Raw genomic sequence first — 25955 nt, forward strand, 5'->3', positions numbered from 1 at the left:
TATGCTTATTACTCAACTGCTAAATTGATGTGCGCATCGAAGTAAACAAGCATGGATTTAGTTATTTTATATTTGGAACCTCAATTTTATGGTGATAGATATCTCTCATTTGGATAATCCGGAATTAGCAAAAATCGTAGCGTTACTCGCTACCAGTATTACGATTGTGCCGTTATTTAAACGTATCGGGCTGGGTAGCGTACTGGGTTATTTAGTAGCAGGATGTCTGATCGGTCCGTCCGTGTTGGGGCTGATTCAAGATCCGCAAGCGGTCGTCCATTTGGCGGAACTCGGTGTCGTGATGTTCCTATTCATTATCGGTTTGGAAATGCACCCGGAGCTATTGTGGAGTATGCGTAAAGCTATTTTCGGAAGAGGCTTCTTACAAGTGGCGACTTGCGGCGTTTTATTGACTTTAACCGGTATCTATATTCTGGGTTTAACTAAAGAAGTGGCGTTTATCGCCAGTGCGGGTTTTACCCTGTCTTCCACCGCGATTGTGATGCAAGTGCTTGAAGATAAAGGGATTGCCAGCACGCAAAAAGGACAGCGCATCGTTTCGACTTTATTATTTGAAGATTTGGCTATCGTGCCTTTGTTGGCGACGATTGCCTTTTTGGCGCCGGAACAAGCGAATGAAGAAAAAACATCCAGCTTAACTTCTATCGGTATTGCGATTGTCGGCATTATTATTTTAGTTGTCGGCAGTAAATGGGTAATGAATCCGCTATTTAGAATGATCTCGAAAGCGAAAGTACGTGAAATGATGACGGCTGCGGCATTATTAGTGGTTCTCGGTGCGGCGTTATTGATGGAAATGAGCGGGCTTTCGATGGCAATGGGAGCGTTCGTTGCCGGAGTTGTTCTGTCCGAATCTTCTTTCCGTCACCAATTGGAAGCGGATATCGAGCCGTTCAGGGGCTTATTGCTCGGGCTGTTTTTTATGGGCGTAGGGATGTCGCTTGATCTGAATTTCGTATTTAACGATTTAATTTGGTTATTAAGTATCGTAGCGGTCTGTGTGTTAGGGAAAGCGTTCGGCGTTTATATCATCGCTTTAATTACACGATTGCCTCATCGCGAAGCCTTGATGCGTACTTCGATTATGAGCCATGGAGGCGAATTTGCATTCGTCCTGTTTTCCGCAGCGGCGGCGGCAGGCTTGTTGGATCAAGATCAACAGGCGACTTTTACCGCAGCGGTGATTGTGTCGATGTTGATTTCTCCGTTAGTGATGTTGCTGATGCAGCGTATGATTGCACGTAAAGCGAGTGCCGAAGCGCCGAATATGATGGAGATTGAAGTGGCGGAAGATCTGGAGAACAGTGTGATTGTGATTGGTTTCGGTCGTTTCAGTCAGATTGTTTGTCAAGCGTTATTGGCGAGAGGTATTACGGTAACGGTGATCGATTCGAGTACCGATCGTATTCGTGCGGCGGCTACCTTCGGCTTTAAAGTGTATTATGGGGACGGTACTCGACTGGACGTGTTGCGAGCAAGCGGATTGGAAAAAGCCGATTGTGTCGTATTGGGTATCAATAATCCGGCGCGTAGCGCATTAATTGTAGAACAAATCAAAAACGAATATCCGCTCACGCCGGTCTTTGCACGAACTTATGACCGCCATAGTGCGATTGAATTAACGAAATTACATGTAGATTTCCAAATTCGTGAAACCTTGGAATCCGCATTGGTATTGAGTAAAGCGGCAATGATGAAATTAGGGGTGGACGAAGTGGAAGCAACCGAAATTGTGGAGAATGTGCGTTTGCTGGATAGAGAGCGTTTTAAAGAAGAACTGATTTACGGCACTTCGGCGGAATTGATTCGTAAATATTTTACGCCGAAGCCGTTTGTTAAGCCGCAACAAGAAGCGGAAGCCTTAAATGAAGATGCGGCGGAAATCTTAGCGGAAGAAGCGGTCGAGTCAAATGCGGAAAGCAAAGAGAAGTAAACGTCTGAAAAATTCGTATTTGATCAAATATCTTAACAACAAAGGGCGAGTTATCGCCCTTTTCGTTTACATAAAGGTAACAAATCTTTATGATTAGCCTTAGTAAAACAAGCGGTTATTTTTAAGATTTTCTTTGTAAAATCAGATGTTATTTATTGAAGTGGGTTCTTATGCTTCCTGAGTTGGGTTATTTTGCGTTAATTTTTGCAGCGGTTGCCGCTGTTTGCCAAGTAGGGCTGTCCTTGTGGGGAGAGATCACTAAGAAAACGGATTTTCTTCGATACAATACGTTGTTGAGCAGCCTGCAAACGGTAGGTTGTTTGTCGTCGTTCGGGATATTGGCTTATGCTTTTTTGAGTGATGATTTTTCGGTGATTTATGTCGCCCAACATTCCAACAGCCAATTACCGGATTTCTTTAAATTTGCGGCGACTTGGGGCGGACACGAAGGCTCAATGCTGTTTTGGCTGACCGCACTGACACTATGGACCAGCGTTTTTTGCATTTTTTCGGATAAATCTGACCGCTTGTTTAATCAGCGAACCTTGGCGGTATTAGGCTTGATTAGCCTAGGATTTATGCTGTTTATTCTTTTGGTTTCCAATCCGTTTGAGCGTAGTTTTCCGCCTCCGCCGGAGGGCAGAGATCTTAACCCGATGTTGCAAGACGTAGGGCTTATCTTCCATCCGCCTTTACTTTATTTAGGTTATGTCGGTTTTGCGGTAAGCTTTGCAATGGTCGTGGCGGCATTAATGGAAGGTATGCTGGATGCCGCAGTAGTGCGTTGGATTCGACCTTGGACAATGATCTCTTGGGGCTTTCTTACCGCAGGGATTATTCTCGGTGCATGGTGGGCGTATTATGAACTGGGCTGGGGCGGCTGGTGGTTCTGGGATCCGGTTGAAAACGCTTCGTTAATGCCGTGGCTATTGGGAACCGCATTAGTGCATAGCTTGGTTGTGAGCGAGCAGCGCGGTATTTTTAACTATTGGACGATTTTACTGGCGATTTTTGCTTTTGCATTGAGCTTACTCGGGACTTTTATCGTGCGTTCCGGCGTACTCACTTCGGTACATGCGTTTGCAGTTGATCCGGATAGAGGAATGGCACTGCTTATTCTGTTTTTCAGTTTAAGTTTTATTGCGTTAGCCTTGTTCGCTTTTAGAGTGAATTTGTGGCAGGGCGAAGTGCGTTTCCAACCGCTATCCAAAGAAACCGCTTTATTATTAGTAAACGGCTTATTGAGCGTAGCGACTTCGGTTGTCCTACTCGGGACTTTTTACCCGATGATTTTTACGGCGATGAATTGGGGCTCGATTTCGGTTGGCGCACCTTATTTCAATAATGTTTTTGCACCGTTGGCATTATTATTAATGACGGTAATGGGATTTGCCGTCGTATTGCGTTGGAAGCAAATTCCGTCAAAACAAATTCTGATGAAATTATGGCTGTTACCGGTAGCGGTAGGATTGAGTTTCCTATTGATTCAACAAACGATTTCGCAAACAAAGTTGTATCAATTTGGCGTCTTACCGACGGTATTCGTCAGCCTTGCCGTTTGGATTATTCTGACGCATTTGCCTTATTCGGCGAAATTTCTGAAAATCCGACCGCTTGCTATGCGTTTGGCGCATATCGGTTTTGCGATTTGTGTTATCGGTGCCATGATGAACAGTTATTACGGCGATGAAATCGGCGTACGTTTAAAACCGCAGCAACAGGCGGATCTTGCCGGGTTTACCTTTAAATATGAAGATTATCAGGACGGTATCGGTGCGAACTACACGTCCGAAAATGCGCTATTTAGCATAAGCAAAGCGGGAAAAACGCTTGCGACGGTAGTGGCGGAGCGCCGCTATTACGATATTCGCACCATGACGATGTCGGAAGTCGGGCTTTATCATCACGGCTTGGACGATATTTATATTGTGATGGGCGATAAGTTCGGCAATTTGGAATATGCTTTCCGTTTGCATTATAAGCCTTATGTCGGCGCACTATGGCTTGGCGGTATTATTATGGTGATAGCTTCCATACTTGCCTTATTCGGTTATCGTCGAAAATCGGATATTACAGCGGATAAATAATATGAAAAAAACCTTTTTATTTTTACCTTTATTATTGTTGATTGCACTGGTAGCGTTTTTAACCGTGCCGTTAATGAATAAGGATGCCCTTTCGCCGACCGAAGATTGGCGAGATAAACCTTTTCCGGAATTTGTCGGTAAAAATTTACTCGATCATAATGCGCATATTAATAATAACAGTTTGCCGAAAGAGCCTTATATTTTAAACGTGTGGGCAAGTTGGTGTATTTGGTGTATTAAAGAATTTCCGATTTTACTCAAATTGAAAGAACAAGGCGTGCCGATTGTCGGGCTTACCTATTCCGATCAACCGAAGGATGCGCGCGAAGCCTTGGTTCGTTGGGGTAATCCGTTCGATTTGGTTATTGATGATTATGAAAAAGGGTTTCTAATTCAGACGCTGAAAGTTTCGTCCGCACCTTCCAGTTATTTAATTGATAAACACGGTGTGGTACGTTACCAACAAAAAGGATATAACCCGGATTTCGAGCAGGATTTTCTCCCTCGTTTAAAAGCGTTACAAGAGGAAAAATAATGACGAAACTATTGCAAAAAATCGCGTTTATTTTACCGCTTGTCTTCAGTTTGGTTGCTAAAGCGGAAATGGTGGATACTTTTCAGTTTCAGAACGAAACCGATCGTGTGCGAGCGGTCGCTTTGGCAAAATCTTTGCGTTGTCCGCAGTGCCAAAACCAAAATTTAGTCGAATCGAACGCAACCACGGCGTATAAACTGCGTTTAGAAGTGTATGAAATGGTGAATCAAGGTAAAACGGACGAAGAAATTATTAAGATAATGACCGAACGTTTCGGACACTTCGTCAATTATAAACCGCCGTTTAATGCGCAAACCTGGTTATTATGGGGAATGCCGGTCGGGTTATTTCTCATACTGTTCGGCGCAATTGTATGGCGTACCAAAAAACGTAAATAGCAATGTAAATAAAGATGAAAACAAGACAACAACTTAACCAAGATAATTATCAACAAGCGGTTAAATTTGCCGATAATTTTAGCGAGGATCTGAAAGCGGAATATCTTGCCGAAGCGCAGGAACGTTATCAATTCGAGCGGCAACAAATTTCCGAACATTTGCAAAATGTTAAACAAAAACGACCGCTTGTTTTATCTCTTTTATTATTGGTTATCTTATCGGTTTCCGGTGTGACGTATTGGCAGACGGGACGTTATCAAATCGTACAAACCGGAAATCAAATGCACCAAGCCTTTCAAGTACAAACGCAATTGGAAGACAAAGAGCAGAAAAATTATCGTTATATTACGAATCTGCAGGATCGTTTGCGAGCAACACCGAATGACGGCGATCTCTGGTATGAATTAGGGCAAGCTTATACCTTGAGTAACGAATTCGAGTCCGCATTGGTTTGTTACGACAATGCTTTAAAAGTTCTCGGTGAAAAGGCGGCAATCCTCGGAGCAATGGCTGCCGCCGAATACTACGCCAATCAGAATAAGATTTCGGCGAGAGCGCAGCAATGGATTGACAGAGCATTACGTTTAGATCAGAAAGAAAGTTCAAGTTTATTGTTATTGGCTTCGGACGCTTATGCGAAAAAGGATTACCAACAAGCGATAGATTTATGGCGTAAAGTATTGGATAGTGATAACGAGTCGATAAACCGTCGTGCAATTATTCAGAGTATGCAAGCGGCACGAGAAATGATAAATCAATAATTTTCAAGTGATGAGAGAGGGGCAATCTTAACGGATTGCTCCTTTTTTATGCTCCAAATAACGAGTAACTCCTCGATTTCTTAAATAAACGTCAAAATTTACATTTTTAGGATTGCGCAAATTAATGGGATTAATATAATTAATAATCGTTTTTATTATCAATAACTTTGATAGAAATTTGAATGAAAAATTAAGGAGATCTTATGACAGCGAAAAATCGCCAAGAAGTATTACAAAATCGTTTAGGACCGGAAATTCAAGAATTAAAAAAAAATATTCAAACTATTGTACTTTCGACGGTAGATAAAGACGGTAATCCGAACGTAAGCTACGCCCCTTTTGTGATTAATAACGGCGAATATCAAGTACTTATTTCAACCATTGCACGTCACGCCCGTAATTTAACGGAAGTACCGAAAGTATCGTTAATGCTGATTGACGATGAAACGAAAAGCCGTCAAATTTTTGCTCGCCGCCGTTTAACGTTTGATGCGACTTCACGTTTAATTGAACGTGAAGGTGAAGAGTGGGAAAGTGGTTTAAAAGCATTAAAAGCACGCCATGGTGATCTTATTGATGAGCTTTCAAAAATGAAAGATTTCAACTTATTCAGTTTTAAACCGACACAAGGCCTTTTCGTAAAAGGCTTTGGTAAAGCTTTCGAAGTAAGCTCGGATGATCTAGTGAATATCGTTCACCTAGATGAAGGTCATAAAACAGAATAATTAAACATTTACTGTGCTAGTTTTGGCTAGCACAGTTTTTTTATCTTGTCTAAAGGAGAATGATTGTGATTAAGCTTCGTTTTAATCTATCTATTGCAGCACTTTGTGTTTTGCAATACAACAGTGCATTGGCACAAGAGCAAATGCAACTCGACACCGTGATTGTAAAGGACGGTATTCAGCAACAAAAAATTTCTGAAATCAAAAAATCTGCAAAACAACTGGCAAAACAGCAAGTACAAGACTCACGAGATCTCGTACGTTATGAAACCGGTGTGACGGTAGTTGAAACCGGACGTATGGGGAGCAGCGGTTATGCGGTGCGAGGGGTAGATGAGAACCGTGTTGCAATTACAGTAGATGGTTTACATCAAGCGGAAACACTTTCATCTCAGGGTTTTAAAGAATTATTTGAAGGGTATGGCAATTTTAATAATACCCGTAACTCGGTAGAAATTGAAACACTGAAACAAGCGACGATTCGTAAAGGTGCGGATTCCGTTCGTGTCGGTAGCGGTGCTTTAGGCGGCGCAGTAATGTTTGAAACCAAAGATGCTCGTGATTTTTTAACGGAAAAAGATTACCACTTTGGTTATAAAACCGGTTATTCAAGTGCAGATAATCAAAAAGCCAACTCACTGACCTTTGCCGGTCGTTATAAAAATTTTGATATTTTAGCGTTAAAAACTTGGCGTGACGGTCATGAATTGGAAAACTATGATTACAAGACGGCTGACGGTAGTGTACAAGGGAAAGAACGAGAAAAAGCCGACCCTTATTCAATTAAGAAAGACAGTACTTTAATTAAATTCGGTTATTCACCTTCGGATAATCACCGTTTTAGTGTTGTTGCGGATTTGTATGAGAAGAAAAATAGAGGCCATGACTTTTCTTACAACTTAAAACCGACAACTTATATTAACGTTGACGAATATGAGTTACGTCATACGAATGATAAAAGTAAACGCCAGAATTATGCTTTTGTGTATGAGAATTTTAGTGCGAATCCATTATGGGATACATTAAAGCTTACCTATTCAACACAAAAAATTAAAAATCGTGCTAGGACAGATGATTATTGTGATGGTTCGCATTGTAAGGAAGCCGAGAATTTAGCCGGTTTACAGCTAAAAGATGGTAAAGTGGTTGATAGAGACGGTAATCAACCGAACTTAGGCGTGGATGAATTAGGTTTAACCACAATTACCGATTCAAAAGGCACTTATACTGAGGGAGTAAATCTCGTTAGAGCTTATTGGTTTGATTGTAGTGTTTTTGATTGTAATAAATCTGTCACAGCATATTATAAAGATTATTCAAATAATATAACCTCGGAAGAGGTTGCACTTACAAAAACGTATACGGACGAAAAAGGACGTAAGTTTGCAACTTTAGATCCAAAGAGTAAATTTAAAAGCATCCTATTACCAGGAAGTAAAGGCTATACGGAAAATATTTATACTGAAAGAGATTTAGACACGGATACGAAGCAACTTAACCTTGATCTGACAAAATCACTTTCTTTATTTGGTCAAGAACATTCGCTGGAATACGGTGGTAGTTACAACCATACTGAGAAAAAAATGGTTAACCGTAGTGGTTTCGGTGCAACGAGTAATACTCAATGGTGGGCAAAGCGTTTCCTTGGTATGAGGAATAACTTCCTTAAAGGAACGGAAGAAGTCATTACTTGTAAAAATGCGACCGGTAGCGATCAATGGAATGGCTTAATTTGCCCGAATGAAGATACGTTTTCGTTCTTAATTCCGGTTGAAGCGAAAAATGGTTCATTATATTTTGCGGATAATTTGAAAGCGAATGACTATTTAAGTTTTGATATCGGCTACCGCTATGATGATATTAGCTATAAGCCTAAATATGTTGCGGGACAAACGGCAAAGATTCCGGATGATATGTTGCAAGGCTTATTTGTGCCGTTACCGGAACGGCCGTCAAAAGAGCAGATTCGCCAAAATGCGGAAGAAAATATTAAATATTTATCACGTAATGTTAAATATCAAAAACATTCTTATTCATTAGCGGCAACAGCGGATCCGTTTAGCTTCTTGCGCGTACAAGTTAAATACGCAAATGGATTTAGAGCACCGACTTCTGATGAGCTTTATTTTACCTTTAAGCACCCGGATTTTACCGTATTGCCTAATGTGGATCTTAAATCTGAGCGTGCTGAGACGAAAGAAGCCGCATTAACTTTACATGGTGATTTAGGCTTTATCACGACCAGTTACTTTAAAACGGATTATGATAATTTTATTGATTTAAAATATCTTGGCCCTAAAAATCTAATGAATGCTTTCGGCGGCAGTGCTACGGCGAGACCTTATCAAATTTATCAAAATGTAAACCGTCAAGATGCGAAAGTGAATGGTTTGGAAATTAGTTCTAAGCTGAATTTTGGTCAATTATGGCAAGCTTTAGAAGGTTTTAACGCAAGTTATAAATACACTTATCAAAAAGGTAAGATGGAGGGGAATTTACCGCTTAACGCGATTCAGCCGAGAACATCTGTGTTTGCTCTAGGCTATGTACATCCGGAAGATAAATTCGGTGTAGATGTTTATGTTACCCGTGTAAGTGCGAAGAAGGCGGAAGATACTTACAATATGTATCACAGCGAAGAAAAAGCAAAAGACAGCTACTTAAAATGGCGCAGCGGTGCTTATACTTTATTAGATATGATTGCTTATGTTAAACCGTGGAAAAACGTCACCTTACAAGCAGGTGTTTATAATTTACAGAATCGAAAATATCTGACTTGGGAATCAGTTCGTTCAATTCGTCCGTTTGGTACGAGTAACTTGATTAACCAAGCAACAGGTAAAGGCTTAAATCGTTTCACTGCTCCGGGAAGAAACTTTAAGTTAACTGCAGAGGTAACTTTCTAATAAAAAAATCCCCGAAAGTGGACAAATTCTCGGGGATTTTTTACAAAAAAACGGAAAATTTAACCGCTTGCATATATCGCTATTCCAAGCCTATTTTAATTGCCAAGGCAATGAAGATCGCTCCGCAGATTTTATTCATCGACGCGCCTATTTTCGGATTGCTTCGTAGTAGATTACCAAGCGGATAAGCCGCCAAAACCAATATGATGACCCAAATCGTTGTGGTAGAAAGTGAAGTCAGTCCAAGTAAGAAAAAAGGTAAAAAGGTATTTTCTACATTCGTCGCAACAAACTGAGGTAATAAGGCTAAAAAGAATAAAATTACTTTCGGATTCAATAAATTAGTGATTAGACCTTGGCGATAAATTTGCCATAACGACAATTTATCCAGATTGACTTGATGGACTAAAAACGGTTGTTTCCACATTTTAATCCCGAGCCAACCTAAATATCCGGCGCCGGCATATTTTAGTACGGCAAATAGAGTCGGCGAATGTGCGATAATCTGTGCTAAGCCGACCGATACCGCTAAAATATGCACAAAAAATCCGGTTAAAATGCCGAATGAAGACATTAAACCGGCTTTTTTCCCCTCCGCAATCGTACGGGTAAGAATATAAATCGTATCGGAACCCGGAGTTAGGTTCAGTAAAATACAAGCGGTCAAAAATCCCCAATAATTGACAATATCGTTCATCTACGAGTCAGTCTAAAATTATCAATGGTTAATAAAATAATTGCCAAGGCTAAACAAATCATTAATAGATATGATTTGGAATCCAACACTTCGCCAATCATAAACGAAACGCAAAGCATTACCAGAGGTTCTACATAGCCGAGCAAACCGAGAACGTTTACCGGTAATAAATTACTGGAGGCGATATATAAAATAAAAGCTGCTCCGTTTACCAAACCGAACAGAGCAAGGAAGTAATAAATATGCTGATTGTTAGCCAAAATCGGCTGCATATCGGTTTGAGCGATAAAATAACCGGCAAACGGCATAACCAACAGTAACTCAACAAAAAAGGTGGCAAGCGTGTTAATTTCAAAATAGCGGCGCAGCGTAATGTAAAGCGGATAACCGATACCGGCAACAATTGTCGCCCATGAAAACGAACCGGTCAGCCAAATATTCGAAGCTACTCCGATTACCGCACAGCAGAGGGATAACCATTTTAATAGAGTAAAATGCTCTTTAAACACAATTTTACCTAACGCCACAGCAACAATCGGTAGTAACAAATAACCGATCGAAACTTCAATCGCTTGTCCGTTATTCGGCGCCCATAAAAACAACCAAAGCTGAATGCCGGTATTCAAAGCGAGCAATAACAACACTAAAACAAGCGGTGGATTTTGTTTGATTTTTTGCCAAAGTTGCTGAAATTTATTTGTTTGCTTAAACAGTAAAATCGCTAATAGGATAAACGGTGCTAATACTACGATACGATAGCCGAACATACTTTCGCCGTTTAGCGGTCGTAATAAAATTGCAAAGTAGTATCCTAGCCCGAATAAGAAATTCGCACTCATACAGCATATTATGCCCTTTAACATTTAGTTCTCCGTTATCATCTTTTTACGCTGTTTTCGAATGCTAAAAATACCGTCCAGAATTAAGAAAAATACCGCTATCACTAGACACATCATCAGAAAATAGGAATTAGGATCCAATCTCTCACCGATTAAAAATGAAATCATCATCATAAAAGTCGGCTCTAAGTAGCCCAATAGCCCAAGCACATTAAACGGTAATATGGTACTGGCTAACGTATAAGAAAGTAGTGCCGAACCGCTTACTACACTTAAAATCGCAATAAAGTAGTAAATATTCGGATTCTGTGCATGAATAAAATCCATATCGGTATTCCAAATAAAATACAGCGAAATTGGAATCAGGCACATAATTTCAAAGACGAAACTATAGATATTACTTAATTGGAATTTTCTGCGAATATGGAAATAAGCCGGATAACCGACAAAGACGAAAACGCCTTCCCAAGAAATACCGCCGGCAAAAATCACACTATTTAACACGCCCAATGTTGCAAAAATAATTGCTAACCACTTCACTCGAGATAAACTTTCTTTATAAACCAAACGCCCGAAAGCGACCATCACAATCGGCATCAGCAAATAACCCATAGACACTTCCAATGCCTTACCGCTGTTCGGCGCCCAAAGGAAAAGCCACATTTGCGAACCGACAATGGCGGAAGTAATCAATATGACCAAAATTAAATGCGGCTGTTGTTTTAAACGTTTGGCAAACGCAAAAAATTCGTGTTGTTTCTTTAACACGAAAATCGCAAAAAATAGGAAGGGCAGAGTGACGACCATACGAATGCCGAATAAGCTCTCGCCGGAAAGCGGGCGCAATAATGTCGCAAGATAATACATTCCGCCGAATAGTGCGGAAGCGGAAAGCGAATAAATAATACCGAGTTGCATAATAGGTAAGACGTAATCCGCCCCAACAGGGGCGGAGAAAAGATTAAGATTGTTTATAGGTTTTTAAGAAGTTGGCAAGACGCCCTAATGCTTCTTCAATTTGGTGCGCATAAGGCAAGGTTACGACACGGAAGTGATCCGGTTTGTGCCAGTTAAAGCCGGAACCTTGTACTAACAGCACTCTTTCCGCCTGTAATAAGTCATAAATAAATTTGGCATCGTCTTTGATACTGTACATTTCCGTGTCAATTTTCGGGAACATATACAGCGCACCTTTCGCTTTCACACAAGAAATTCCCGGAATTTGTACCAACAACTCATACATTTTATTACGTTGTTCGAGCAAACGACCGCCTGGCAATACGAATTCGTTGATACTTTGATAACCGCCTAATGCCGTTTGAATCGCGTGCTGCATCGGGGTTGTCGCACATAAACGCATGGAAGCGAGCATATCCAAACCTTCAATAAAACCTTTCGCTTGGTTTTTCGGACCGCTTAATACCATCCAACCTTGACGGAAACCGGCGACACGGTAGGCTTTCGATAAGCCGTTATAGGTTACGCATAATAAGTCCGGCGCAAGTGCGGCAATATGATGATGTACCGCTCCGTCATAAATAATTTTCTCGTAAATTTCGTCCGCAAAAATCATTAAATTGTGCTGGCGAGCGATTTCCGCAATCTCAAGTAACATCGAGCGGCTGTAAACCGCACCGGTCGGATTATTCGGGTTAATGACTAAAATCCCTTTGGTGCGAGGGGTAATTTTCGCTTTAATATCCTCAATATCCGGCATCCATTCATTGTTTTCATCACATAAATAATGCACCGCTTTACCGCCGGCAAGGGTTGCCGCCGCAGTCCAAAGCGGGTAATCCGGCATCGGAATTAACATTTCGTCGCCGTCATTCAGCAAGGCTTGCATCGACATTGTAATTAATTCCGATACGCCGTTACCGATATAGACATCATTGACATCGACGTTACGAATACCTTTCGATTGATAATATTGTACGACCGCTTTACGTGCCGAATATAAGCCTTTGGAGTCGCAATAACCCTGCGATTTCGGTAAATTGCGAATGACATCGACAACTATTTCGTCCGGGGCTTCAAAACCAAACGGGGCGGGATTACCGATATTCAATTTTAAAATTTTATTACCTTCTTCTTCTAAACGAAGAGCTTCTTTATGTATTGCGCCACGAATATCGTAACGAACGTTTGCGAGCTTGTCTGATTTAGGGAAACGTTCCATGGTGTTTGTCCTGTTTGGTTTGAAAGAAAATCGTTATTAGAGTGAGAAAATTGTTAAACTTTACTCTGATTTAGTAGGAATTTAAAGAGGAAATGAGCTAAAATAATGACCTTTTTTCACAATAGCTAAAATTTAGCGGTCGAATTCTTCAGAAATTTTGCAAATGTCTATTTTTAATCAATTAAAACAACAACTTAGCAAGCAATTAATAGAGTCTGGAACTCATTTCGGTTTGGTGGAGTATCAAGCCGAGGTTGTTTTGTCTGAAGAAAATATTGCGTTATTAAGTTGGTTAAAGGCACAAAATCATTATCCGCATTTTTTTTGGCAGGCGAGAGAGACTGATCAGACCATTGCAAGTATCGGTGTAGTTCGCTCGTTTTTCAGTGTTGATGAAGCGCAGCAATTTGTAAAACAAACGCAATTCGGCTTAGTCGGCGGCGTACGGTTTGAGGGCGGTTGTCAATTCATTCTGCCTCGTTTGCTATTGGTAAAAAATCAGCAAAATTTAACCGCTTATTTCTACTTGAATGAAGCTGAATTAGCCCAACAAGCGGTCATTTTTGAACGATTTTTTGCAAATTTCTGCCAAACCCTACCGCTTGAATTAACGGAAAATAATCTGCTTGCTCAGACTTCCGTTTACGATTTTGATGGCTGGCAACAAAATATTGAGCGAGCGATTAGTCATATTCAGCAAAAAGACTTTAATAAAGTGGTACTGGCTAACGCCAAAACGTTACAATTTGAAAATGAGCTATCCGCTTATGATTTACTTGCCGCCAGCCAAACCACTAATTTAGGTTGTTACCATTTTATTTGGGCGGAAAATGTCGAATCGGCATTTGTCGGCTCAAGCCCGGAACGTTTATATCACCGAAAAGGCAATCAATTTCATACGGAAGCATTAGCGGGTACCGCACCGGTAACGGAAAGTATGGTGCAGACGGAGCTAAATGCGCAGTGGTTACTTACCGATCCGAAAAATATCTATGAAAATCAGTTGGTTGTAGATGATATTCAAGCACAATTAACCGATTGCGTAACCGAATTGCAAATCAGCCAAGCAGAAATTAAACGTTTGCATAACGTGCAACATTTACGCCGTAAAATTTCCGCGGTATTAAAACCGGAGATGAGTGATGCGGATTGTCTTGCCCGTATGCATCCGACCGCAGCGGTTGCTGGCTTGCCTCGCCAAGCTGCAAAACAATTTATTGCCGAATATGAGCAGTTCACTCGTTGTTGGTATGCCGGTACATTAGGCTATTTACAACCGGATGAAGCGGAATTTTGCGTTGCTTTGCGTTCCGCGCAAATCGAACGAAACCGTATTACGCTCTATGCCGGTGCAGGTATTGTTGAAGAGTCGGAACCGCAATCGGAATGGCAGGAAATTGAACGGAAGTCGTTGGCATTAGCCAAATTACTAAAAGTGGATTAAGAAACAAAAAATGGCAGGTATAACCCTGCCATTTTGTTTTATCCGGCTAAGCCGATAAATAATGCTAATAATAACGGTGCAACCAAATTCACAATAAAGCCGAAACTGATTGCCAGCGGCACAACTTGCGTCCCACCCGATTTTTGAATTACCGGCAACATACAATCTAATGATGTCGCCCCGCCTAGTCCGACTGCGGTAGAGGGAAACGCTCGCATAAAAAACGGAATGGTAAATAAGCAGAAAATTTCACGAGAAAGATCGTTAAAGAAAGCGATACTACCGTATATCGGCCCCCAAGCGTCATTGACTAATACGCTGGATAACGAATACCAACCGAATGCCGAAGCAAAAGTAAGCCCTTGTATAATGCTTAAATCCAGTGCCAAAGCGGCAATGACCCCTCCGATAAGACTGCTGACAATCATCACTAAAGAAGTATAAATGCCTCGTTTGTTAAAAAAGACTTCTCGTAACGGAATCCCACTATTACGCAACTGAATCCCGACACCGAAAATCATTACTTCCAACACATAGGTACTGGCGTGTAGCGGGAAATCCAACGTACCTTTTGTGACAAAGCCGATTAATCCGCCGGCAATGGTAGTACCGATTAATTTAAACGAATCGAATAACATCACCCAACGAGATGGGATTTCTTGCGGATTCACTTGTTCACGAACCATCGGTTGCCATTTATCGTAAATCGCTAAACCGATAATATTCGACAATTGAATAATTAAGCTCAAACCGAGCGCAATCCCACCGATTTGCGGCAACTTGCTGCCAATATCGTCTAATTGCCCGAGCGAGATCCCCATCACAAATAAAATCAAATATAAGCAAATATTTACGACCTGATTAACAATCTGTAATTTGCCTTTGCCGACTTTAAACAAATAACCGAAAAACAGGGGGATTAGCACAATTGCCAAACCGTATAACATTTCATCTTCCTTATCATTATTTATTTTTGGGTTGAAATTTTAACGGTAACCACATAAAATGAAACTGTTTTTATATACAGTTAATTTTATTTATAAGCAATCAAAAATGGCAACGCAACGCAAAATAATTCACATTGATATGGACTGCTTTTATGCTGCGATTGAAATGCGAGAAAATCCGGCGTTAATAGGCAAGCCGGTCGCAGTCGGCGGTCCTGTTGAAGGTCGAGGCGTGCTGACCACTTGCAATTACGAAGCCAGAAAATTCGGTTTACACAGTGCAATGCCGACTGCGCAGGCGTTAAAACGCTGTCCGAATCTGATTCTAGTACCGGTAAATATGCCGTTATACAAAGCGGTTTCCGAGCAGATTCATCAAATATTCCGCCGTTATACCGATATCGTCGAACCGCTTTCATTAGATGAGGCTTATTTAGATGTGACGGATTGCCGGCAATGTTCCGGCTCAGCCACTTGGATTGCCCAAGAAATTCGAGATGCAATTTGGAACGAGCTGCATTTAACCGCTTCCGCCGGCATTGCCCCGCTCAAGTTTTTGGCAAAAATCGCTTCGGATCAAAATAAGCCTAACGGGCAATTTGTCATTTCGCCGGAAAATATGACCGCTTTTATTTATGGTTTGCCGCTCAAAAAGATCCCGAGAGTCGGTAAGGTAACCAATGAAAAATTAGCACAGCTGGGATTACATACTTGCGGCGATATTCAGCATAGCGATAAAGCTTTTATTTACAAGACGTTTGGCAAATTCGGGCAACGACTTTGGGAGTTCAGTCACGCAATTGATAATCGAAAAATCGAAGCGAATCGACCTCGTAAATCTTTAGCGGTCGAAAATACGTTACCGACTGATATTTGGCATTTAGCGGAAGCGGAGCAAATCGTTGATGAGCTGTTTAAAAAACTGGTTTTTCGGCTACAACGAAATTGGGGCGAACGTTCATTACAAGAATTTAAAAAATTAGCGATTAAACTAAAGTTCGGCGATTTCACGCAAACCACTTTGGAACGTACTACCGACGGGCTTTCGCGAGAGCGTTTTATCGAGTTGCTTCAACAGGTGTGGCAGCGGACAAATCGGCGTTCGGTGCGTTTAATCGGGCTTTCGGTGCATTACCCGACGGAAAAAGTTAAAAAACAGTTAAATTTGTGGGAATAATTATTGTCAAACGCTTGAATTCTTATAGAATTACCCCTATTTAGTGACTAGTTTTTCCTCACGATTTCTTTGGAGATTTATTTACCTATGGCAAAAAGAATTGTCTTATTTTTATTAACTAACTTAGCGATTACCTTCGTACTCGGTATTGTATTAAATATCATTTTCCAAGTGACCGGCATTCAAGGCGGTAGTACCGGCGGTATTTTATTAATGTCGCTCGTATTCGGTTTCGCCGGTTCTTTAATTTCTTTATTTATGTCAAAAAGTATGGCGTTACGTTCCGTCGGTGCGGAAGTGATTCAACAACCGCGTAATCATGCGGAACAATGGTTATTCGATACCGTACAACGTCAATCGCAACAAGCGAATATTCCGATGCCGGATATTGCGATTTATCATTCTGCCGATGTCAATGCGTTTGCAACCGGTGCGACGAAAAATAATTCGTTAGTGGCGGTAAGTACCGGTTTATTGGATAACATGACCGAAGACGAAGCCGAAGCGGTGGTTGCGCATGAAATCGCACATATTGCGAACGGCGATATGGTGACAATGACTTTACTACAAGGCGTATTGAATACCTTTGTTATCTTCTTATCTCGTATTATTTCGACAGCGGCTTCAAGCGGTAAAGACGAAAACGGTAACGCTACTCAAAACACCTTAGTTTTCTGGATCGTCGATATTGCGTTACAAATGATCTTCGGTGTCATCGCAACTATGATCACAATGTGGTTCTCACGTTATCGTGAATACCGTGCGGACGCCGGTTCGGCACAATTAGTCGGTAAAGAGAAAATGATTGCGGCGCTACAACGTTTACAGCACGTACACGAACCGCAAGAAATGCAAGGTTCTCTTGCGGCATTTATGATTAACGGCGCACGTTCTAAAGAATTGTTTATGAGCCACCCGCCACTTGAAAAACGTATCGAAGCGTTAAGAAACTTATAATCGACAAGCGGTCTGATTTTGCAAAAACTTGCAAGAACAGACCGCTTTTTTACTGGTCTTAAAACCAAGGCGAGAGAGCAAAAAGTAAAATTAAATAACGTATAAATTTTCCCAAACAGATAAAAATTAAGGATTGCCATAAGTTAAAGCGTAACCAACCGGCAATACCGCATAGCAGATCGCCGATAATCGGTAAGCTACTTAACAATAACGCAAATACACCGTATTTTTCGCATAACGCTAATGCCCATCGAGCGGATTTATTTTTTAAATCCAGCGGTTTCGGAATCAGTAAGCCCATCGCATAAGTAACGGAACTGCCAAGGCTGTTACCGAGCGTGGCGACACTCAGTAGCCAAAGCATCTGAGCGGAAAATAAATCGCTGTTTGTTAGACTGATTTGCGTTGCCAAAGTGGTAAAAATAATTTCGGAATTACCCGGTAACACCGTCGCACTTAAAAATGCGCTTAGAAACATTGTGAACATTTGATTTTCTTCCGAAAAGAATAAACTCAATAAAGAAGTTATGTAATCCGCCATACTGGTTTTTTGTAATTTTTTTGTTAAATATCCGAACTAATTATTTTAACAAAAGTTTGAGGTTTAGTTTCAATTTGATCTGTATCAAAAAGTGCTTTTGATTTACCTCAATATAATGACAATTTTGTTTTGAGGGATTGAGGTAACAGGTCTATAATTCTCAACAATTTCTGTAATTTTTCAAATTTATATTTAAGGGTTATAAATGTTTTCTCCTGCTGAAATGGCAAAAATCGCTGAAGACGGTGCAGTTTATAAAGCGACTAAACATCAATTATATTCTTTCATCTCCGCAATTTTAGCAGGCGGTTTTATCGGACTTGCATTCGTATTTTACACTACAACGCAAACCGGTTCGGCGGATATGCCGTGGGGGATGGCGAAATTGGTCGGCGGTACGGTTTTCTCATTAGGCGTTATCCTATGCGTGGTATTCGGTGCGGAATTATTTACCTCATCGACATTAACCGCAGTAGCGAAAGCGACGCATCGTATTACTTGGTTTCAAATGTTTAAAAACTGGTGCATTGTGTACGGCGGTAATTTTATCGGCGGTTTAAGCGTAGTGGTTTTGATTTGGCTTTCCGGTCAAATTATGGCGGCGAACGGTCAATGGGGCTTAACCATTCTTAAAACGGCACAACATAAAATCCATCATACTTGGATGGAGGCTTTTACCCTCGGCATTTTATGTAACATGATGGTGTGTCTTGCGGTATGGATGGCAAATGCAGGAAAAAGCCTAACGGACAAAGCGTTTATTATGATTATGCCGATTGCATTATTCGTTTCATCAGGTTTCGAACACTGCGTGGCAAATATGTTTATGATCCCGATGGGGATGATGATTGCACATTTTGCCTCACCTGAATTTTGGACGGCAATTAACGTTGATCCGGCACAATTCGCAGATTTAGATTTATATCATTTTATTGTGAAAAATTTAATTCCGGTGACATTCGGTAATATTGTCGGCGGGGTATTTTTCATCGGCTTAGTGCAGTGGTTCTTATATATCCGTAAGCACTAACATAATTTCAATTTAAGCGGTTTTATTTGGGGAATTTTTTGCAAAAACGACCGCTTGTACAGCTTAATTTACTAACAAATAGAGGACTTAAAATGACTCAACTAACTGAAGCTCAACAAAAAGCATGGGCAGGGTTTACTGGTGGCGACTGGCAAACTGAAGTAAACGTACGTGATTTTATCCAAAAAAACTATACTCCGTATGAAGGCGACGAGTCTTTCTTAGCTGGCGCAACCGCTGCGACAACTAAGTTATGGGAAGAAGTGATGGAAAAAATTAAAGTTGAGAACAAAACTCACGAACCGTACGATATTGATTGCGACATTCCATCAACGATTACTTCTCACAAAGCGGGTTATATCGATCAAGCTTTAGAGAAAATCGTAGGTCTTCAAACTGATGCGCCGTTAAAACGTGCGATCATCCCGTTCGGCGGTATCAAAATGGTTAAAGGTTCTTGCGATGTTTATCGTCGTACCTTAAACCCTGAAGTAGAAAAAATCTTTACCGAATATCGTAAAACACATAACCAAGGTGTGTTCGATGTTTATACGCCGGATATTTTACGTTGCCGTAAATCAGGTGTAATTACCGGTCTTCCGGATGCTTACGGTCGTGGTCGTATTATCGGTGACTACCGTCGTTTAGCCGTGTACGGTGCGGATTTCTTAATGAAAGACAAGCAAAAACAATTTGCTTCATTACAACCTCGTTTAGAAGCGGGTGAAGATATCCAAGCCACAATTCAATTACGTGAAGAAATCGCAGAACAACACCGTGCATTAGGTCAAATCAAACAAATGGCCGCATCATACGGTTTCGACGTTTCTCGTCCGGCGGAAACCGCACAAGAAGCGGTTCAATGGACTTACTTCGCATACCTTGCTGCGGTTAAATCACAAAACGGTGCGGCAATGTCATTCGGTCGTGTATCTTCATTCTTAGATATCTATATCGAACGTGACTTAAAAGCAGGTAAAATCACAGAAGAAGAAGCACAAGAGTTAATCGACCATTTAGTAATGAAATTACGTATGGTTCGTTTCTTACGTACACCTGAATACGATCAATTATTCTCAGGCGACCCAATGTGGGCAACTGAAACGTTAGCAGGTATGGGCTTAGACGGTCGTACATTAGTAACCAAAAACAGCTTCCGTATCTTAAATACCCTTTACACAATGGGTCCGTCACCGGAACCGAACTTAACTATCCTTTGGTCTGAACAATTACCGGACGGTTTCAAACGTTATTGTGCGAAAGTATCAATCGATACTTCATCAGTACAATACGAAAACGATGACTTAATGCGTCCTGATTTCGATAACGACGACTATGCAATCGCATGTTGCGTATCTCCGATGGTTGTCGGTAAACAAATGCAATTCTTCGGTGCGCGTGCAAACTTAGCGAAAACAATGTTATACGCAATCAACGGCGGTATCGATGAAAAATCAGGTATGCAAGTCGGTCCGAAAACAGCACCGATTACAGACGAATACTTAAACTTCGACGATGTAATGGCTCGTATGGATCACTTCATGGATTGGTTAGCGACACAATATGTGACCGCATTAAATATCATCCACTTTATGCACGATAAATACAGCTATGAAGCCGCATTAATGGCATTCCACGATCGTGACGTATTCCGTACAATGGCGTGCGGTATCGCAGGTCTTTCCGTTGCGGCTGACTCATTATCTGCAATCAAATATGCAAAAGTGAAACCGGTTCGCGGCGATATCAAAGATAAAGACGGTAACGTAGTCGCTACAAACGTCGCGTTAGACTTCGAAATCGAAGGCGAATATCCGCAATTCGGTAACAACGATAACCGTGTAGATGAAATCGCTTGTGACTTAGTTGAACGTTTCATGAAAAAAATCCAAACGCACAAAACTTACCGCAATGCGACTCCGACACAATCAGTACTTACTATCACTTCTAACGTGGTTTACGGTAAGAAAACCGGTAATACGCCTGATGGTCGTCGTGCTGGTGCGCCGTTCGGCCCGGGTGCAAACCCAATGCACGGTCGTGACCAAAAAGGTGCGGTTGCGTCATTAACTTCTGTTGCAAAACTTCCGTTTGCGTATGCGAAAGACGGTATTTCATATACCTTCTCAATCGTACCAAACGCATTAGGTAAAGATTACGAAGCACAAAAACGTAACCTTGCAGGTCTAATGGACGGTTACTTCCACCACGAAGCAACTGTTGAAGGCGGTCAGCACTTAAACGTAAACGTATTAAACCGTGAAACATTATTAGATGCGGTTGAGCATCCGGAAAAATATCCGCAATTAACCATTCGTGTATCCGGATATGCGGTACGTTTCAACTCTTTAACTAAAGAGCAACAAATGGACGTAATTACTCGTACATTTACCGAATCAATGTAATCCCTCACATTGACCTTTTAAAGCGGTCGGATTTTGCAAAAATTTTGCGGAATCCGACCGCTTCTTTATTGATATTCTGTTAAAATAATTACAACGAATTTATATTTGCTACTGAAGGAATCATATATGTCTATTGCTCGCTATCACTCATACGAATCTTGCGGCACGGTTGATGGTCCGGGAATCCGCTTTATTCTATTTTTACAAGGTTGTTTAATGCGTTGTAAATACTGCCATAATCGTGATACGTGGGATCTTGACGGCGGTAAAGAAATCAGTGTCGAAGATCTGATGAAAGAAGTGGTAACCTACAAGCATTTTATGAAAGCGACCGGCGGCGGTGTAACTGCATCCGGCGGCGAAGCCGTGTTACAAATGGAGTTTGTGCGAGATTGGTTTAGAGCCTGTAAAGCGGAAGGCATTGACACTTGTTTGGATACTAACGGTTTTGTTCGTCACTATAGCCCGGTAGTTGATGAAATGCTTGAAGTGACGGATTTAGTGATGCTCGACTTAAAACAGCTAAATGATGAAATCCACCAAGATTTAATCGGCGTATCCAATAAACGTACGCTTGATTTTGCTCGTTACCTACAAAAATTAAATAAACGCACTTGGATTCGTTATGTTGTTGTGCCGGGCTATACCGATGACGATGATTCCGCACACCGCTTAGGACAATTTATCCAAGGTATGCAAAATATTGAGAAAGTCGAGTTACTGCCATATCACCGTTTAGGCGCGCATAAATGGGAAACGCTCGGTTATAAATATGAATTGGAAGGCGTATTACCGCCGCCGAAAGAAACGATGGATCGCTTAAAAGCGATTATTGAAAGTTACGGTCATACCGTAAAATACTAATCGTACAAGCGGTCGAATTTAATCTGTTTTTTGTAAAAAATAGGCTGAATTCGACCGCTTTTTACTTGAAAGACTTGATCTTTTCCTTCCTTAACCCAATCATAAGAGAACTTTTTGACTAAACAAAAGGAATTAATAAACAATGTCTAATCCTCTTTTAAATTACACCGGTTTACCTGCATTTTCACAAATTAAACCGGAACATATCCAGCCTGCGGTAGAAGCAGTAATCAAAGAATGTCGTGATACCATTGAACAAGTTGCCCGAATCGAAAACCCGACTTGGGAAAATTTCTATATGCCGCAAGCGATTGCCGGCGATAAATTTGCGCGTGCGTGGTCGCCTGTCGGTCATTTAAACGGCGTGAAAAACTCACCGGAATTGCGTGAAGCATACCAAGCCTGCTTGCCGCTACTTTCTGAATACAGCACTTGGGCGGGACAACACCAAGGTTTGTATCAAGGTTATGTAAAACTGAAAAACTCACCGGAATTCGAGAGCTATTCGCTTGTACAGAAAAAAGCGATTGAAAACAGCCTACGTGATTTTGAGCTTTCGGGGATTTCATTACCGGCGGATAAACAAAAACGCTATGGCGAAGTGTCCGCTCGTTTATCGGAACTCAGCTCACAATTCAGTAACAATGTATTGGATGCGACCATGGGTTGGGATATCGTGATCACAGACGAAGCACAGCTCAAAGGCTTACCTGAATCCGCTTTAGAAGCGGCAAAACTTTCTGCAGAAAGCAAAGGTCAAAAAGGCTATCGTTTTACTTTGGAGTTCCCAAGTTACTATCCGGTACTCACTTACTGCGAAAACCGTGAATTACGTGCGGCAATTTATAAAGAATATGCAACTCGTGCTTCCGATCAAGGTTCAAATGCGGGTAAATGGGACAACTCGGCAAATATTGATGAAAAACTCAAATTACGCTTAGAAATGGCGCAGTTATTAGGGTTTGAAACTTACGCTGATCTTTCTCTTGCTACGAAAATGGCGGAAAATCCGCAGCAAGTGGTGGATTTCTTAGAAGATTTAGCCAAACGTTCAAAAGCACAAGGCGAAAAAGAATTAGCGGAATTACACGCTTTTGTTGAGCAGGAATACGGTGTAACCGAACTTCAGCCGTGGGATATTGCATTCTATAGCGAAAAACAAAAACAAGCGTTATATGCGATCAATGATGAAGAACTTCGCCCGTATTTCCCGGAAGATCGCGTACTTTCAGGCTTATTTGAATTAATGAAACGTATTTTCGGCTTACGTATCGAAGAAAAATTTGGGATTGATACTTGGCATGAAGACGTGCGATTCTTCCAAATTTACGATGAGCAAAACGAAGAACGCGGTTCATTCTATTTAGATTTATACGCACGTGAAAATAAACGTGGCGGTGCATGGATGGACGATTGTATCAACCAAAAACGTTTAGCGGACGGTTCGTTACAAAAACCGGTAGCATACTTAACTTGTAACTTTAATAAACCAATTGGTGATAAGCCGGCGCTGTTTACGCATGATGAAGTTACTACCTTATTCCATGAGTTTGGTCACGGTATCCACCATATGCTCACTCAAATTGATATTGGTGATGTTGCCGGAATCAACGGTGTACCGTGGGATGCAGTGGAATTACCAAGCCAATTCTTAGAAAACTGGTGTTGGGAAGCGGAAGCGCTTGAATTTATTTCGGGGCATTATCAAACCGGTGAACCGTTACCGAAAGATAAATTAACTCAGTTACTCAAAGCGAAAAACTTCCAAGCGGCAATGTTTGTACTAAGACAGCTAGAATTCGGTTTATTCGATTTCCGCTTGCATTTGGCACAGCCTCGTGAAGACCTGGTATTAGATACCTTAAAAGCAGTAAAAGCGGATGTTGCCGTGGTTCGCACACCTGAATGGGTACGTACACCGCATAGCTTTAGCCATATTTTCGCAGGTGGCTATGCAGCAGGTTATTACAGCTACTTATGGGCGGAAGTATTATCGGCGGATGCCTTTGCTAAATTTGAAGAAGACGGTATTTTCAACCGAGTTACCGGTCAATCTTATTTAGATAATATTCTGACTCGCGGCGGTTCGGAAGAACCGATGGTATTGTTTGAACGCTTCCGCGGTCGCAAGCCAACCTTAGACGCTTTATTACGCCATAAAGGTATTGCGAACTAACCCCGCTCCATTCTTACAAGCGGTCAAATTTGCAAAAAATCTTGCAAATTCGACCGCTTATCTTTTTTTTATCGACTAAATCGCTATAATCTTGATAAATCAAATAATTAAGAGAAAACACAATGTCTTTAGATTTATCCGATATCCGCCAACAAATTACCCAACTTGACCGCCATTTACTCAAATTACTTGCCGAGCGTCATCGTCTCGCTTTTGATGTGGTGCGTAGCAAAGAAATCACACAAAAGCCGTTACGTGATATCGAACGGGAAAAAGCGTTATTACAAGCATTGGTGAGCCATGCCGAAGCGGAAAATTATCAATTAGATCCGCAATATGTCACACAAATATTCCAGCGTATTATCGAAGATTCGGTGCTGACTCAGCAAAATTATCTGCAAAATAAATTAAACGCGCAAAAAGAACAAAATGTATCGATTGCCTTCCTAGGTATGCGCGGTTCTTATTCCAATATGGCGTCTCGTCAATTTGCGAAAAAATATCAAGGTTCTTTAATTGAATTGAGCTGTGATTCGTTCCAACAAGTGTTTGATAAGGTGAGTGAGGGTGAAGCCGAATTCGGTGTACTTCCGCTTGAAAACACCACATCAGGTTCAATCAATGACGTATATGATTTACTGCAACATACCGATTTGGCGGTGGTCGGTGAATTGGCTTATCCGATTAAACATTGCGTACTGGCAAACGGCAATATTGATCTTGCTGAAATTGATACTTTGTACAGTCACCCGCAAGTGATTCAACAATGCAGCCAGTTTATTCAAAGTCTGAATAAAGTCCATATCAAATATTGTGAAAGCAGCTCGCACGCCATGCAGATGGTCGCTCGTTTGAATAAGCCGAATATTGTCGCATTAGGCAATGAGGACGGCGGAAAGCTCTACGGTTTAACCAATATCAAAACCGATATTGCCAACCAACAGAATAATATCACGCGCTTTATCGTAGTGGCAAAACAAGCGATTAACGTTTCGCCGCAAGTACAAACAAAAACGTTATTACTGATGACCACATCTCAACAAGCCGGTGCATTAGCGGATGCGTTGATGGTGTTTAAACAGCATCAAATCCGCATGACCAAATTGGAATCTCGTCCGATTTACGGTAAGCCTTGGGAAGAGATGTTCTATATAGAATTACAAGCGAATATTCATTCCGAAAATACGCAACAAGCGTTAAAAGCATTGGAAAACGTAACCAGCTATATCAAAGTATTAGGCTGTTACCCGAGTGAAATTATTGAGCCGGTAAAGCTGTAACAAGCGGTTAAATTTTAAGATTTTTTTGCAAATTCTTAGCGGAATAAATGGTT

General features: G+C 41.2%; 21 protein-coding genes. 15 read left to right on the forward strand and 6 right to left on the reverse strand.

All coding sequences use genetic code 11. The annotated features are described in order from the left end of the window. Positions 1-88 precede the first annotated feature (88 nt). The 7 genes from DY200_RS01125 (at position 89) to DY200_RS01155 (ending at position 9366) form a co-directional block, all read left to right on the forward strand. A complete protein-coding gene (locus tag DY200_RS01125) occupies positions 89-1954 on the forward strand; it encodes a monovalent cation:proton antiporter-2 (CPA2) family protein (protein ID WP_115586588.1) in 1866 nt (621 codons plus the stop codon). A 170-nt stretch (positions 1955-2124) separates the two neighbouring features. Further along, positions 2125-4041: a heme lyase NrfEFG subunit NrfE gene (gene nrfE, locus DY200_RS01130; protein WP_115586589.1), complete on the forward strand. Its 1917-nt coding sequence runs from the start codon at positions 2125-2127 to the stop codon at positions 4039-4041. Position 4042: 1 nt separating this feature from the next. Then, on the forward strand, positions 4043-4576 hold the full coding sequence (locus DY200_RS01135; RefSeq protein WP_115586590.1) for a redoxin family protein: 534 nt from the start codon (positions 4043-4045) through the stop codon (positions 4574-4576). Continuing rightward, positions 4576-4974, forward strand: coding sequence for a heme lyase NrfEFG subunit NrfF (nrfF, locus tag DY200_RS01140; protein ID WP_115586591.1), 399 nt, complete (start codon positions 4576-4578; stop codon positions 4972-4974). Before DY200_RS01135 ends, nrfF begins: the two co-directional genes overlap by 1 nt. A 14-nt stretch (positions 4975-4988) precedes the next feature. After that, complete coding sequence (locus tag DY200_RS01145; RefSeq protein WP_115586592.1) at positions 4989-5735, forward strand: TPR domain-containing protein; 747 nt, start codon at positions 4989-4991, stop codon at positions 5733-5735. Positions 5736-5938: 203 nt separating this feature from the next. Beyond that, positions 5939-6460: a heme utilization protein HutZ gene (hutZ, locus tag DY200_RS01150; RefSeq protein ID WP_005597856.1), complete on the forward strand. Its 522-nt coding sequence runs from the start codon at positions 5939-5941 to the stop codon at positions 6458-6460. A 59-nt stretch (positions 6461-6519) separates the two neighbouring features. After that, complete coding sequence (locus tag DY200_RS01155; protein WP_115586593.1) at positions 6520-9366, forward strand: TonB-dependent hemoglobin/transferrin/lactoferrin family receptor; 2847 nt, start codon at positions 6520-6522, stop codon at positions 9364-9366. A gap of 79 nt (positions 9367-9445) precedes the next feature. Here DY200_RS01155 and DY200_RS01160 read toward each other — a convergent pair whose 3' ends face one another. The 4 genes from DY200_RS01160 to DY200_RS01175 are packed head-to-tail and all read right to left on the reverse strand — an operon-like array spanning position 9446 to position 13081. Beyond that, positions 9446-10063, reverse strand: coding sequence for a LysE family translocator (locus DY200_RS01160; protein ID WP_115586594.1), 618 nt, complete (start codon positions 10061-10063; stop codon positions 9446-9448). Then, complete coding sequence (gene rarD / locus DY200_RS01165) at positions 10060-10926, reverse strand: EamA family transporter RarD (protein WP_115586595.1); 867 nt, start codon at positions 10924-10926, stop codon at positions 10060-10062. The genes DY200_RS01160 and rarD (DY200_RS01165) overlap by 4 nt, the downstream gene beginning before the upstream one ends. Next, entirely contained in the window at positions 10927-11820 is an 894-nt protein-coding gene (rarD, locus tag DY200_RS01170; protein WP_115586596.1) for an EamA family transporter RarD, read from the reverse strand. 43 nt (positions 11821-11863) lie between these two features. Further along, on the reverse strand, positions 11864-13081 hold the full coding sequence (locus tag DY200_RS01175; protein ID WP_115586597.1) for a pyridoxal phosphate-dependent aminotransferase: 1218 nt from the start codon (positions 13079-13081) through the stop codon (positions 11864-11866). Between the two features lie 163 nt (positions 13082-13244). On the opposite strand from DY200_RS01175, the gene DY200_RS01180 reads away from it, so the two are divergent. Then, positions 13245-14525, forward strand: a complete 1281-nt coding sequence (locus tag DY200_RS01180) for an isochorismate synthase (protein ID WP_115586598.1) — start codon at positions 13245-13247, stop codon at positions 14523-14525. A 38-nt stretch (positions 14526-14563) separates the two neighbouring features. Here DY200_RS01180 and DY200_RS01185 read toward each other — a convergent pair whose 3' ends face one another. Continuing rightward, complete coding sequence (locus DY200_RS01185) at positions 14564-15472, reverse strand: LysO family transporter (protein ID WP_115586599.1); 909 nt, start codon at positions 15470-15472, stop codon at positions 14564-14566. 106 nt (positions 15473-15578) lie between these two features. On the opposite strand from DY200_RS01185, the gene dinB reads away from it, so the two are divergent. Together dinB and htpX are read left to right on the forward strand one after the other, a co-directional pair. Next, positions 15579-16649 (forward strand): DNA polymerase IV, encoded by a 1071-nt coding sequence (dinB, locus tag DY200_RS01190; RefSeq protein ID WP_115587955.1) that lies wholly within the window; start codon positions 15579-15581, stop codon positions 16647-16649. Between the two features lie 87 nt (positions 16650-16736). Beyond that, a complete protein-coding gene (gene htpX, locus DY200_RS01195; protein WP_115586600.1) occupies positions 16737-17606 on the forward strand; it encodes a protease HtpX in 870 nt (289 codons plus the stop codon). Positions 17607-17664: 58 nt separating this feature from the next. Here htpX and DY200_RS01200 read toward each other — a convergent pair whose 3' ends face one another. Then, the gene (locus tag DY200_RS01200; protein WP_115586601.1) at positions 17665-18147 is read right to left on the reverse strand and encodes a YqaA family protein; all 483 of its coding nucleotides are present in this window, start codon (positions 18145-18147) and stop codon (positions 17665-17667) included. A 205-nt stretch (positions 18148-18352) separates the two neighbouring features. Between DY200_RS01200 and focA the strand changes: the two genes are divergently transcribed. From focA to DY200_RS01225, 5 genes are all read left to right on the forward strand, one after another. After that, the gene (focA, locus tag DY200_RS01205) at positions 18353-19177 is read left to right on the forward strand and encodes a formate transporter FocA (RefSeq protein WP_115586602.1); all 825 of its coding nucleotides are present in this window, start codon (positions 18353-18355) and stop codon (positions 19175-19177) included. A 92-nt stretch (positions 19178-19269) separates the two neighbouring features. Further along, positions 19270-21582, forward strand: coding sequence for a formate C-acetyltransferase (gene pflB, locus DY200_RS01210; RefSeq protein WP_115586603.1), 2313 nt, complete (start codon positions 19270-19272; stop codon positions 21580-21582). A 126-nt stretch (positions 21583-21708) separates the two neighbouring features. Continuing rightward, on the forward strand, positions 21709-22446 hold the full coding sequence (gene pflA, locus DY200_RS01215; protein WP_005597829.1) for a pyruvate formate lyase 1-activating protein: 738 nt from the start codon (positions 21709-21711) through the stop codon (positions 22444-22446). A gap of 142 nt (positions 22447-22588) precedes the next feature. Then, complete coding sequence (prlC, locus tag DY200_RS01220; RefSeq protein WP_115586604.1) at positions 22589-24622, forward strand: oligopeptidase A; 2034 nt, start codon at positions 22589-22591, stop codon at positions 24620-24622. A 122-nt stretch (positions 24623-24744) separates the two neighbouring features. Next, the gene (locus DY200_RS01225; RefSeq protein ID WP_115586605.1) at positions 24745-25902 is read left to right on the forward strand and encodes a chorismate mutase; all 1158 of its coding nucleotides are present in this window, start codon (positions 24745-24747) and stop codon (positions 25900-25902) included. The last annotated feature ends 53 nt before the right edge of the window (positions 25903-25955 follow it).

The organism is Actinobacillus lignieresii (assembly GCF_900444945.1).
Taxonomy (GTDB): Bacteria; Pseudomonadota; Gammaproteobacteria; order Enterobacterales; family Pasteurellaceae; genus Actinobacillus; species Actinobacillus lignieresii.

Coding starts and splice junctions, on each gene's coding strand:
- DY200_RS01185 (WP_115586599.1), bottom strand. CDS start 15,472: ATGTTATACGGTTTGGCAATTGTGCTAATCCCCCTGTTTTTCGGTTAT.
- DY200_RS01145 (WP_115586592.1), top strand. CDS start 4,989: ATGAAAACAAGACAACAACTTAACCAAGATAATTATCAACAAGCGGTT.
- prlC (WP_115586604.1), top strand. CDS start 22,589: ATGTCTAATCCTCTTTTAAATTACACCGGTTTACCTGCATTTTCACAA.
- DY200_RS01175 (WP_115586597.1), bottom strand. CDS start 13,081: ATGGAACGTTTCCCTAAATCAGACAAGCTCGCAAACGTTCGTTACGAT.
- DY200_RS01155 (WP_115586593.1), top strand. CDS start 6,520: ATGATTGTGATTAAGCTTCGTTTTAATCTATCTATTGCAGCACTTTGT.
- DY200_RS01160 (WP_115586594.1), bottom strand. CDS start 10,063: ATGAACGATATTGTCAATTATTGGGGATTTTTGACCGCTTGTATTTTA.
- DY200_RS01135 (WP_115586590.1), top strand. CDS start 4,043: ATGAAAAAAACCTTTTTATTTTTACCTTTATTATTGTTGATTGCACTG.
- pflB (WP_115586603.1), top strand. CDS start 19,270: ATGACTCAACTAACTGAAGCTCAACAAAAAGCATGGGCAGGGTTTACT.
- focA (WP_115586602.1), top strand. CDS start 18,353: ATGTTTTCTCCTGCTGAAATGGCAAAAATCGCTGAAGACGGTGCAGTT.
- DY200_RS01225 (WP_115586605.1), top strand. CDS start 24,745: ATGTCTTTAGATTTATCCGATATCCGCCAACAAATTACCCAACTTGAC.
- htpX (WP_115586600.1), top strand. CDS start 16,737: ATGGCAAAAAGAATTGTCTTATTTTTATTAACTAACTTAGCGATTACC.
- DY200_RS01125 (WP_115586588.1), top strand. CDS start 89: ATGGTGATAGATATCTCTCATTTGGATAATCCGGAATTAGCAAAAATC.
- DY200_RS01200 (WP_115586601.1), bottom strand. CDS start 18,147: ATGGCGGATTACATAACTTCTTTATTGAGTTTATTCTTTTCGGAAGAA.
- DY200_RS01180 (WP_115586598.1), top strand. CDS start 13,245: ATGTCTATTTTTAATCAATTAAAACAACAACTTAGCAAGCAATTAATA.
- hutZ (WP_005597856.1), top strand. CDS start 5,939: ATGACAGCGAAAAATCGCCAAGAAGTATTACAAAATCGTTTAGGACCG.
- nrfF (WP_115586591.1), top strand. CDS start 4,576: ATGACGAAACTATTGCAAAAAATCGCGTTTATTTTACCGCTTGTCTTC.
- rarD (WP_115586595.1), bottom strand. CDS start 10,926: ATGTTAAAGGGCATAATATGCTGTATGAGTGCGAATTTCTTATTCGGG.
- dinB (WP_115587955.1), top strand. CDS start 15,579: ATGGCAACGCAACGCAAAATAATTCACATTGATATGGACTGCTTTTAT.
- nrfE (WP_115586589.1), top strand. CDS start 2,125: ATGCTTCCTGAGTTGGGTTATTTTGCGTTAATTTTTGCAGCGGTTGCC.
- pflA (WP_005597829.1), top strand. CDS start 21,709: ATGTCTATTGCTCGCTATCACTCATACGAATCTTGCGGCACGGTTGAT.
- rarD (WP_115586596.1), bottom strand. CDS start 11,820: ATGCAACTCGGTATTATTTATTCGCTTTCCGCTTCCGCACTATTCGGC.